Source organism: Candidatus Nanopelagicales bacterium (assembly GCA_018003655.1).
Classification (GTDB): Bacteria; Actinomycetota; Actinomycetes; order S36-B12; family UBA10799; genus JAGNDY01.
In genome coordinates, this window is the sequence record JAGNDY010000004.1 from 33,785 (window position 1) to 44,631 (window position 10,847).

The window sequence follows — 10,847 nt, forward strand, 5'->3', positions numbered from 1 at the left end:
GCATGTCCAAGCCCGGCGTTCCACGCTCCGGTTGGCAGGTTGCTATCAATGCGCCGGGGCCATCGGGTGGCCAAATGCTGAAATCGTTTGGTCGGATTCGGCGCGATCCGTTGCAGTTTCTCGCTGCGATCTGGCGTGAGTACGGAGATGTTGCGCAGTTTCCGATTCCCCGACCAGCGGTGTACTTGCTGACCGACCCCGATGCAGTGCGCGATGTGCTGGTTTCCTCCGCGCGCGACTACACCAAGCGCACCCTGCAATACGACAACCTGGCAACCGTTACCGGTTCGGGCCTGTTGACCGCTGACGATCCACCCTGGCGCGAACGGCGACGGGTCATTCAGCCCGCGTTCCACCATGAGCGACTCGCCGGGGTCGCCGACCACGCGGTCGCCGCGGTCGACCCCTATCTCGCACGGTGGCAACGGTTGCGTGATGGCACGGTGGTGGACGTGGACGAGGCCATGATGGAGTTGTCGCTACAAGTCGTGGCAAGCGCCCTGTTCGGATCGACCTGGGACTCCCAAGCCAGAGAGCTGACCCAGGCGACGCTGATCGCGCTGGACCAGGTGGTAGCGCGAGCCCGCAACCCGCTGGCACCACCGCTGAATTGGCCAACGCCGGGATCGACGCGGTTGCGGCGTTCGATCAGAACACTGGACGCGGCCGTTGCCGACGTGCTGACCGCGCGCCGGTCCACCGGCGTCGCTGCGCCGGTGGACCGCAGCGACCTCGTCGACATGCTCCTGGCGGCACGCATCGATCCGGCAGCCCAACTCGACGGCAGCGGGGTGCGCGATGAGTTGGTGACTTTTCTGGTCGCCGGGCACGAGACGGTCGCGAGCACGATGACGTGGGTGTGGCACTTGCTGGCCAGTAATCCAGCGGCTGCAGCGGCGCTGCACGCTGAGGTTGATTCAGTGCTTGCCGGTCGGCTGCCAACCTTCGCCGACGTGCCTGACTTGACGTGGACCCGAGCAATCGTGGACGAGACTCTTCGGCTCTACCCGCCGGCCTGGGTCATCACGCGAAAATCCACCGCCGAGCACCAGGCCTTGGAGGTTGCGATGCCCACCGGTTCGCTGGTCATCATGAGTCCTTACTTGGTTCATCGACACCCCGACGCGTGGGATCGCCCGGAAGAATTCGACCCCAGTCGCTTCCTGGGCGGGTCGACTCGACGCGATGCGTACTTGCCATTCGGGCTGGGGCCACGGCTGTGCATCGGCCGAGACATGGCCCTGCTTGAGGCGACGCTGGTGGTCGCTGCGATCGCCTCACGGTTCAGGTTTGAAACCGCTGGTGGCCAGGCTGTCGAAGCGTTGGCCTCGGTCACGCTGCGTCCCGAGCACGGCCTGCCCATGCGGGTCTACGCGCGCAGCCCGTCAGCGATTGAGTAGGCGATTGATGGCGCGGACGAAAGTCGGGCGCTCGCGGGGTTTCTCCCGCATTTCCGGGGTAAACCAGGCGTACCTACCTCGACCAGCCTCTTTGGCCGCGTACATCGCGGCATCAGCATCGCGGATCATGTTCTCGACCGTTCGCACTCCTGCCCGGGAAACGCCTGGCGAGATCACCAGACCGGCACTTGTGCCCGTACGAGCGGTCCCCTCGTCCATGACGACCGGTTCGGCTAGGGCATCAATGATTCGCTGGGCAACGTCTTCCATCTCCGTTGTTCCAGTGACGTCCTCCAAGATGATGACGAACTCGTCACCACTGACCCGAGCCACGGTGTCGCTGGAACGGCAGACCGCCCGCAGCCGCTTTGCGATCGTCACGAGCAGCCGGTCACCTGCCAGGTGACCGAAGGTGTTGTTCACGTCGCGGAATCCGTCGAGGTCGCAGAACAGCAGTCCCACCTGGGTATTGCTTCTGGCCGCGCGCGAGAGCGCATGAGCTAGGCGGTCTGCCAACAGCACGCGGTTTGGGAGTCCGGTCAACGGATCGTGGGTAGCCCGTTGGGTGAGTGCTTTCTCTGCCTGCTTACGTTCCGTGATGTCAACGTGGGTAACGACCGCTCCGCCACTTTCGGCGAACAGTGGCACCGCCAACAGCTCCGTCCACCGACGCTTGCGCCGTTGCACGGTGGGAAACTCGGTCCGGAAGTCATGACAATTGCCGCGCAGTAGTTCTCGCAGGTCGATGGTCGCTTCGTCGTTCAGTACGTCGGTGAGCCATGCGACGTAGTCGGCGCCTTCAGTTGGCCCGGTGTGTTCGCCGGCCCCCGTCGGACCTTCCTCGAGGTACCGGTGGTTGGTCGCGATCACGCGGCCGTCACCACCGATGACGCACGTTCGGCCAGGTAGCGACTCCAGAACCGCGGAGGCAAAGTGCGTCCGTTCCGCGACTTCCTGTTCGGCAGCGAGCAGGGATGTGACGTCACGAGACACGAATACCGCGCCGGTCGCGTTGCCATCGCGGTCAGTCAAGATACGCGCGTTTGCGTCAACGACCATCCACTCTGCGCCGTTGGCGCGCTGCCGAACCCGACCCTGCCATGAGCCCTGCTCGGTCAGGGCACGCAGAGCGTCCTCGGCTGAGACACCCTCGCCCAGGTCAGTTTCAACGAGGTCGACGATGGGCGTGCCGATGAGCTTGTCGAGGTCAAACCCGTACATCGTCTTGGCGGCTGCGTTCACGAGGCGAATACACAGCCGCGCATCAGTAACCATGAACGCATCGGGCAAGCCGTCCAAGAGCGCGGGGTCGAGGGTCACCTCGCCGGTCGCGGCGGAATCAGCGTTGGTCGGTGAGACCGCGCTGGTAGGAGCGTGTGTACCGGGAGCCCGTGCTAGGTCTGTTTGGTCAGCTTTTTCAGCTTGGTCGTGCGTTGTGGCAGCTTCCCCGGAGGTGCTTTCCCCAGCGAGTTGGGCAGGCCGACCAGACCCGACAGGATCCCCCCCGCTGAGTTCACTTGGCGGCCGATTGATGCGGCCCTCATCCGGTTTCTGCAGCACTAACCGTCACTCTCCCTTCCAGCAGAGTACGTCGTCAAGAGAAATCCAGCGAAAACGGTGGCAGGATCGCTCCCGTGAGCGACCAGACGCCAGTTCCGCGCGGATTGAGAACCTCGGCGGCCTATGGCTGGCGGATCCTGGTTCTCCTCGCCGCCCTTTATGTGCTGCTCAACGTGCTCGGTCGCCTCGAGTTCGTTGTCATTGCCCTCTTTGTCGGATTGATCATCGCGGCGATCGTTGGTCCACTCGTCCGGATCCTGAACAAGTTCATGCCCAACGGACTGGCGGTGGGATTGGGCATGTTTGCGCTGATCCTGGTCATCGTCGGGATCCTGACCTTCATCACGACCTCCGTCGCCGGCGAATGGACGAACCTGTCGCAGCAGTTCGGCAACGGCATCCGGCAGATCGAAACCTGGCTTGAGACCGGGCCCTTCCACGTTCAGAGTGCAGATTTCGTCAAGTGGTATGACAACGCCCAACAATGGTTCTTGGATCACCGGGCCGACCTTGCCCAAGGGGCATTGGGTGGTGCTGGCGCCGTCGTTGAGGTCTTCGCCGGGTTGGCGTTGGCGCTGTTCAGCGCGGTCTGCTTCCTTGGCGGCGGCAGCAATATCTGGTCGTGGACCACCAAGCTCTTCTCCAAGGGTGTCCGGCCGCGCGTCGACGGCGCGGGCCACGTTGCCTGGCGCAGCTTCGCCGGCTACACCCGCGGCATCATCATCGTGGCGGCATCGAACGCGGCATTCGTGTGTATTTTGCTGCTGATCCTGCGAGTTCCGCTGGCGTTCCCGCTTGCGCTGCTGGTCTTCTTCGGGACGTTTATTCCGCTGATCGGCGCTCCCATCGCCATGTTCGTCTCGGTAATCGTTGCGCTTGCCGCCCGGGGACCGCTGATCGCCCTGATCGTGTTGGCGGGCATCGCGTTGCTGGGACAGCTCGAGGGCCACGTGCTGCAGCCCTTGGTGATGAGTAAGGCGGTCAATATCCATCCGCTCGCGGTTGCCGTGGCGGTGGCGAGCGGAACGCTGCTGGCTGGGCTGTTTGGAGCCGTGATCGCCGTGCCGGTCGTCTCAGTTTGCTACGGCGTGGCCAAGTTTTGGTTCCAAACCGCGCCGCCGGACAAACCCGAGGACCCAGTTGCCGTGGACCCGACCGGGACGGGTGCTGCCGCGACCTAGCGCGCCTCACCTCATCGGGCAGGCTTGAATCGGCAACGTGGAAGCGACGGCGAGTGCCTTAGGCGAGTGTGCTGGCAACAGCAGGATGTAGTGCGGAGTTGCTGGTGATTGCCGAACCTGCGGTCAGCGCTGCCGAACCGTCGAAACCGGTCACTGTTCCGCCAGCCTCCTGCACGATCGGAATCAATGCCGCGATATCCCAGGCGTTGAGTTCGGGCTCTGCCGCCACGTCAACAGCGCCCTCGGCGACCAGTACATGCGAGTAGAAGTCTCCATACGCACGGGTGCGCCAGCTGGCGCTCGCCAGCGCCTCGAAGCGGCCAGGACTCGTGCGCTCATCCCAACCCTCGCGATCGGAGTACGAGAAGGACGCATCAGCCAAGTCGGCGACCGCGCTGACGTGGATCTGCCGGGCGGGGGCGTCATGGTCGACCAAGTTCGTCTTCGTCCAAGCCCCGCCGCCCTGCTGGGCCCACCACCGCCGACCCAGGGCTGGGGCACTCACCACGCCAACGATTGGGTGCCCGTCATCGATGAGGCCGATCAGAGTGGCCCACACCGGCACGCCGCGGACGTAGTTTTTGGTTCCGTCGATGGGGTCGATGATCCATGCACGACCGGTCGGCAGCCTGCCGGGAATCAGGCCCCCGTACTCCTCACCTGCGACTGTGTCGTCGCCGCGTTCGATGGCGATCACTTCCCGCAGGCAGCGTTCGACGGCCTGATCTGCCTCGGTTACCGGAGTCAGATCAGGCTTGGTCTCAACGCGAAGATCACTGGCAAGGAACCGCTGCATGCTTATCCGGTCAGCCTCGTCGGCAAGCCGAAGCGCGAGCTCCAAGTCGGCGGCGTAAGGAAGTTCGGACCGGTTCACGAGTCGACTCTAGGACCTGGGGTGTTGGGCAGTAGCCTCGGCGCCATGTTGATGCTCGCGCAAGTTTTGCTGGGTGCAGCCAATCCTTTCGACACAATCAACGGTCTGCCCATCCACCCGTTGGTCGTTCACATGCCGGTGGTTTTGCTCCCATTCTCCGCGCTCGCAGCGATCATCATCGCTTTCGTGCCGCGATGGTCGAGTCGGTTCGGGGTCTTGGTCTGGCTCGGTGCTGGGGTGTCGTTGGCCTTCGCGTTCCTGGCGGAAAAGAGTGGTGAAGCACTTGCTCAGCGAGTAGGGAACCCCAAGACGCACGCCGAACTGGGCGAACAACTGAAGTACTACGCGTTTGGATTGCTCGTCGTCACTTTCGTGCTGTGGCTGGTTGATCGCCGGGGCGGGCGCCGAACGCTGCTCACCAAACTGCTCGCGGCACTGGTCATCCTGGTTGCGCTCGCCGCGATCTGGGGGACCTACCGCGCCGGCGAATCCGGAGCGACAGCCGTGTGGTCGAAGATCATCGCGAATACGCCTGCCCCAAGCGCTGGCTAACCGGGCGACTCAGCGTCGATCGCCCGCAGGATTCGGCGCAGCGATTCCAATCGCGCTTGCGTTGTGTGACCTGCTGCCACCCACGCATCGAGCCCGCACTCGGGCTCGTCGTGGCTGCAACTCCTCGGGCACGCCTGCGTTCCATCGGCCAGGTCGGAGAAGGCACCCACCACCCGATCGCGGTCGACGTGGGCGAGACCGAAGGACCGTAGGCCGGGGGTATCAACGATCCAGCCGCCCCCTGGCAGCCAGGTCGCCTGCACCGAGGTGGAGGTATGTCGGCCTCGACCGGTCACGCTGTTGACGTGCCCGGTGGCGCGGTGCGCGGACGGAATCAGTGCGTTGACCAGTGTCGACTTGCCGACCCCGGAATGTCCGACAAAGACGGTGACCCGGTCTTGCAGCAGATCCGCCACCGGGGTGGGGTCAGCACCGCGGCGGATGCTGATGGCGGGTACGTCCAGGGCCCGGTAGCTGGCGAGCAGGGGCGCAGGGTCGGCCAAGTCGGACTTGGTGAGGATGAGCAACGGATCGACGCCAGCGTCGTAGGCCGCCACCAGGCAACGATCGATCAGTCCGACTCGTGGCGGTGGGTCGGCGAGGGCCACGACGATGCCCATCTGATCGGCATTGGCAACGATTACCCGCTCGTAGGGGTCGGAGTCGTCGGCGGTGCGCCGCAGGGTGGTCGATCGAGGTTCAATCCTGACCAATCGCCCCAGTGCGTCTGGCTGGCCGGAAAGGTCGCCGACGACGCCGACTTGATCGCCGACCACGACCGCTTTGCGTCCCAGTTCGCGGGCCTTGACGGTCACTACCTCGCGGTCGGGATCATCTGCCAATGCGCACGTGATGCGCCCTCGATCCACTGCGACGACCAGGGCCGCGCGCGCATCGGCGTGGGCCGGCCGCTGCTTGCTACGGGGCCGGGTTCCACGAGTCGGGCGCGACCGGACGTCGTCCTCGTCGAGTTCGCGGGGGCTCACGTTGGGGCAACCACGTCGGTCCAGCGGGACGTGAAGTCCGGCAGCGTCTTTCCCGTCGTGGCGATGTTCTCCACCTCGACGCCGGGAACGACCAGTCCGACGATCGCTGCGAACGTCGCCATTCGGTGATCGTGGTAAGTCTGCACCCGAGTCCCGCGCAACGGACGTGGGTTGATGACCAGGCCATCCTCGGTCTCGGACGCGTCACCACCGAGACGATTGATCTCGGTCACCAGAGCCGCGAGGCGATCGGTCTCATGGCCGCGCAAATGACCGACGCCGCGCAATACAGTCGGGGAATGGGCGAGGGTGGCCATCGCTGCAATGGTGGGCGTGACCTCGCCAATCTGGCGCAGATCCACGGCAATCCCTGCTAGCTGATCCGGGCCCGTCAGCGTGAGGCCGGTGGCAGTCCGGTCGATCTGGGCACCCATCGCCGCCAGGACGGCCAGGATCTGTTCGCCAGGCTGGATCGTCTCTGTTGGCCACCGCGCAATCGTGACGGATCCACCGGTAACCATGGCGGCGGCGAGGAAGACCGTCGCGTTCGACAGATCTGGCTCAACGGTCACGTCTACCAAGTCCACCGCCCCCGGTTGCACTGTCCAGGTGGCGTGCGTTGCCGAGTCAATCGCCTCACTGACGTGCACACCGGCTTGCCCAAGCAGGGCCAGGGTCATCGAAATGTGGGGCAACGACGGCAGTTCACCACCACGGTGATGAACGACGACCCCCTGATCGAACCGTGCCCCGCTGAGCAGCAAACCACTGACAAACTGGCTGGACCTTGCCGCGTCCAGGGTTACGTCGCCGCCAGGTAGTCGGCCCGCCCCGTGAACCGTAAAGGGCAACGTGGCCCTACCCGCATCGTCGATTTCGGCACCCAGCGCGCGCAATGAGGTGACTGTCTCGGTCAGTGGCCGAGCACTGGCCTGGGTATCCCCGTGGAAGGTGATCGAACCGGTAGCCAGGGTCGCGACGGGCGGAAGGAAGCGCATGAGAGTGCCCGCGAGTCCACAGTCGACTTCGGCTGGGCCAATCAACGGGCGAGGTTCGATCCGGACTGCCGATCCGCCGTCGACGACGTCAATCCCGACCCCCATCGTGGTCAGTGCCGAGAGCATCAGGCTGGTGTCTCGAGCAATCAATGGGTGGTGAATGACCGCGGGTGCGCTACCGATTGCGGCAAGGATGAATGCCCGGTTCGTGATCGACTTCGAGCCTGGAACCTCAACGCTGGCAACTACGGGACCGGCCGCGGTTGGCGCCGACCAGTAAGCGCTGGTCGAGGCATCGGCATTCACCCGGCGAGCCTATCTGCCGAACGTGCAAACTAGTCCCGTGTGTGGACGATACGTAGCGGCTGCGGATAAGTCAGTCATCTCCGAGCAGTTCAATGCTGTCCCGGTGACAGAGAAGACGCTGGCGCCGGACTACAACGTTGCACCGAGCAAATCGGTCTATGCGGTGGTCAACCGTCACGACGAGCGCCAACTGCGGGTGCTGCGCTGGGGACTGATCCCGAGTTGGGCCAAAGATCCGAAGATCGGAAACCGGATGGCCAATGCACGGCTGGAAACCGCCGCCGAGAAGCCCTCGTTCCGTCGGGCGTTTGCCAAGCGCCGGGCGATACTGCCAGCAGACGGGTATTACGAGTGGTACACGCCGGACAAGACCGCGTTGCCTCCCGGCGGGAAGGTGCGCAAGCAGCCGTATTACATCCATCCCACCGACGGCAGTCTGATGGCAATGGCTGCCCTCTATGAGATCTGGCGAGATCCGTCAGTCGACGATGAAGAGGATCCCGACGCCTTCCGCTGGACTTGCGCCATTTTGACGACCACTGCCACCGATGAGTTGGGGCGGATTCACGATCGAATGCCACTGTTGGTCGCCAGGGACAACTTTGCCGACTGGCTCGACCCCGCGAACAGCGCGCCGCAAGCGGGGCTGTTGGTGCCAGCGGTACCGGGGCTGCTGGAGGCATACCCCATCTCCACCGAGGTCAATAGCGTGCGCAATAACGGGCCTGAACTGTTGGCTCCGCTGGCGGACACCAACTAGCCAGGTCGACGGCTGGATCACGTGGCCTGTGCAACGACTTTCTCGATCCGCTCCAAGTAGGCGACGCCGAGGGTCGTCAGCGAGTAGTCCTTGCGTTTAGCTCCGGTTCGAGCGACGGCCACTTCATCGACGCGCAAGAGTCCGAGGGTTGTTAGTCGTCGTAGGGATCGGTAGAGACCCCGGTCGGTCAGACTCCAACCGGTTTGCTGGGCAAGGCGTTGGCCGATGGTATTGGCTGGCGCCGGGGCGAGGGCTGCAACTGCTCGCATCAGCTCCAGCGTGGTCAGGCTCTTCTTGAATGTCTCGGTCCAGCTGCGCACCAGTTCGTCGAGCCATTCCTCGGTCTCGTCCTTCACGGGTGTTCTTCCCAACCCCGGCTGGCGACACTCGCGAAGGCGTGGATGAGTAGTCCGATACCCCAGCCGGTCGCCATTCCGAACGTGACCCCGAACCAGCCCTCGTTCATCAGAAAGTTGCTGTCTCCGCGGATCGCAGGGCTATTGGCGACGATGAGCACGAAGGCGTGGAGCAGATACGAGAGGTTGACGATCGTGTAGGCCGTCGCGTGTGTGACCAGCATCCCGAAGCGGATTTGGCGCAGCCGCGTCCCCCGGGTGATGAGGACATACGCGTAGTAGCCAGCGACCGCGGCGAGCAACAGGTTCTCCACCAGCCCGATCTGGTTGCCGTTGACCATGATCACGATTTGCACGGCGACAACCTGCCCAAGCAACGTCAACGCGAACGGCAAAATCAGAGCGCGAACGTCGAGCCGGTAGTCGGTCTTCAGCACGTTCATGGCATCTCCTCGGTGCTAGTAGGTGTGACTCAAGGTACTGTACCAATGGTACTCAGCCGACGGCGTCCTCGTCAATTGGTTGGATCGCCGTGGGATGTCGATAGCGGGACGCCGCCGGGTAGTTCCTCAGTCACCGTCAACCCAGGCATCAGAGTTCGGCCCCTCAAACAGGCTGCGCCTCGCAACTTCGGACGAGCCAGGTCGGCGGCTGGCAGTAGCGGGGGAATGACCGCCGCACGCGGCTTGTTGTGCAGGGAGCCATTGTTCGAATCCGTGTCCGACCATGAGGGGGTCTGCCCGTGTTGGTGACCACAGAGTTCACTCCCGGAACCATCGGGGCAGCGTCAGCGTTACCCTCGCTGGTTATGGAACAAGGTGAGGACGCTCGACCCAGCAAGGACGTGGGAGAGGTCGACGTCGCCACCGAGACTCCGGAGGAGCGGTCCGAACGGTTTGAGCGCGACGCCCTGCCACTGTTGGACACGCTGTACGCCGGCGCCATGCGAATGACGCGCAACCCAGACGACGCCTCTGACCTGGTTCAGGAGACTGTGGAGCGTGCCTACAAGGCATTCCACCAGTTCAAGCCGGGCACGAATCTGAAGGCCTGGATGTTCCGAATCCTGACCAACACCTACATCAACGGTTACCGCAAGAAGCAACGTCAGCCGCTGCAGTCGTCAACCGACGACGTTGAGGATTGGCAGATGGCCCAAGCCGAGTCCCATACGTCGCACGGGCTGCGTTCCGCCGAGGCTGAAGCACTCGACAGCTTGCCCGACGGTGATGTAAAAGACGCACTTGCTGCAATCCCGGAGGAGTTCCGACTCGCGGTGTACTTTGCCGATGTCGAAGGCTTCGCGTACAAGGAAATCGCTGACATCATGGAGACGCCAGTTGGCACGGTGATGTCACGTCTTCACCGCGGCCGCCGACAGTTGCGGGACAAGTTGGAGGACTACGCCCGCGAGCGTGGCTTCGTTGCCGCTCGTACCCAGGAGGGGACGTCATGAGCGAGATGCCGACCTTCGGAAGCCGAGGTCCAGACCACGATCCTGTCGCCGCCAGCGAAGGGGTCGCCGCCAGCGAAGGGGCCGACACTACTTCGGGGTGCACCGAGGGTCCATGCGCGGAGGCCCAGGAGCACGTCTGGGAAGTAATCGACGGCGAGATGAGTGCGGAAGATTGCGCTCGCATTCGGGCGCATTTTGAGGCCTGTCCGCCCTGTGACGAGGTTTACCACAGCGAGCGCAAAGTCAAAGATGTCGTTGCTCGGGCATGTGGCTGCGAGTCAGCACCTCAAGATCTACGTGGCCGGGTCACGGCCCTCATCGTGCGGCTGCGTATCGAAACGTGTGGCTCAGCGCGAGTCGCGGATTCGTCGCCCGAATTTCGCCGCAACTGATTCTTTGGGTACAACAAAGGCGGGGC

General features: G+C 63.8%; 12 protein-coding genes. 6 read left to right on the top strand and 6 right to left on the bottom strand.

What is annotated here, in order from left to right:
• Positions 1-2 precede the first annotated feature (2 nt).
• Positions 3-1,400, top strand: a complete 1,398-nt coding sequence (locus KAZ48_01865; protein ID MBP7971516.1) for a cytochrome P450 — start codon at positions 3-5, stop codon at positions 1,398-1,400.
• On the opposite strand, the gene KAZ48_01870 is transcribed toward KAZ48_01865, so the two are convergent.
• The gene (locus tag KAZ48_01870) at positions 1,386-2,960 is read right to left on the bottom strand and encodes a diguanylate cyclase (GenBank protein MBP7971517.1); all 1,575 of its coding nucleotides are present in this window, start codon (positions 2,958-2,960) and stop codon (positions 1,386-1,388) included. The genes KAZ48_01865 and KAZ48_01870 overlap by 15 nt on opposite strands.
• A gap of 74 nt (positions 2,961-3,034) precedes the next feature.
• On the opposite strand from KAZ48_01870, the gene KAZ48_01875 reads away from it, so the two are divergent.
• Positions 3,035-4,141 (top strand): AI-2E family transporter, encoded by a 1,107-nt coding sequence (locus KAZ48_01875; protein MBP7971518.1) that lies wholly within the window; start codon positions 3,035-3,037, stop codon positions 4,139-4,141.
• A 58-nt stretch (positions 4,142-4,199) separates the two neighbouring features.
• On the opposite strand, the gene KAZ48_01880 is transcribed toward KAZ48_01875, so the two are convergent.
• A complete protein-coding gene (locus tag KAZ48_01880; GenBank protein MBP7971519.1) occupies positions 4,200-4,937 on the bottom strand; it encodes a histidinol-phosphatase in 738 nt (245 codons plus the stop codon).
• A gap of 123 nt (positions 4,938-5,060) precedes the next feature.
• Between KAZ48_01880 and KAZ48_01885 the strand changes: the two genes are divergently transcribed.
• Positions 5,061-5,567, top strand: coding sequence for a hypothetical protein (locus tag KAZ48_01885; protein ID MBP7971520.1), 507 nt, complete (start codon positions 5,061-5,063; stop codon positions 5,565-5,567).
• Here the strand turns inward: KAZ48_01885 and rsgA are convergent.
• Positions 5,564-6,553: a ribosome small subunit-dependent GTPase A gene (gene rsgA / locus KAZ48_01890; GenBank protein MBP7971521.1), complete on the bottom strand. Its 990-nt coding sequence runs from the start codon at positions 6,551-6,553 to the stop codon at positions 5,564-5,566. The genes KAZ48_01885 and rsgA overlap by 4 nt on opposite strands.
• Complete coding sequence (gene aroA / locus KAZ48_01895) at positions 6,550-7,857, bottom strand: 3-phosphoshikimate 1-carboxyvinyltransferase (protein ID MBP7971522.1); 1,308 nt, start codon at positions 7,855-7,857, stop codon at positions 6,550-6,552. The genes rsgA and aroA overlap by 4 nt, the downstream gene beginning before the upstream one ends.
• Before the next feature lie 37 nt (positions 7,858-7,894).
• Here aroA and KAZ48_01900 point away from each other — a divergent pair, with 37 nt between their 5' ends.
• Positions 7,895-8,617: an SOS response-associated peptidase gene (locus tag KAZ48_01900; GenBank protein ID MBP7971523.1), complete on the top strand. Its 723-nt coding sequence runs from the start codon at positions 7,895-7,897 to the stop codon at positions 8,615-8,617.
• Between the two features lie 17 nt (positions 8,618-8,634).
• Here KAZ48_01900 and KAZ48_01905 read toward each other — a convergent pair whose 3' ends face one another.
• A complete protein-coding gene (locus KAZ48_01905; protein ID MBP7971524.1) occupies positions 8,635-8,973 on the bottom strand; it encodes a helix-turn-helix transcriptional regulator in 339 nt (112 codons plus the stop codon).
• Positions 8,970-9,416 (bottom strand): 2TM domain-containing protein, encoded by a 447-nt coding sequence (locus KAZ48_01910; GenBank protein MBP7971525.1) that lies wholly within the window; start codon positions 9,414-9,416, stop codon positions 8,970-8,972. The genes KAZ48_01905 and KAZ48_01910 overlap by 4 nt, the downstream gene beginning before the upstream one ends.
• Before the next feature lie 365 nt (positions 9,417-9,781).
• On the opposite strand from KAZ48_01910, the gene KAZ48_01915 reads away from it, so the two are divergent.
• Both KAZ48_01915 and rsrA read left to right on the top strand, forming a co-directional pair.
• Entirely contained in the window at positions 9,782-10,429 is a 648-nt protein-coding gene (locus tag KAZ48_01915) for a sigma-70 family RNA polymerase sigma factor (GenBank protein MBP7971526.1), read from the top strand.
• Positions 10,426-10,821 (top strand): mycothiol system anti-sigma-R factor, encoded by a 396-nt coding sequence (gene rsrA / locus KAZ48_01920; GenBank protein MBP7971527.1) that lies wholly within the window; start codon positions 10,426-10,428, stop codon positions 10,819-10,821. The genes KAZ48_01915 and rsrA overlap by 4 nt, the downstream gene beginning before the upstream one ends.
• The last annotated feature ends 26 nt before the right edge of the window (positions 10,822-10,847 follow it).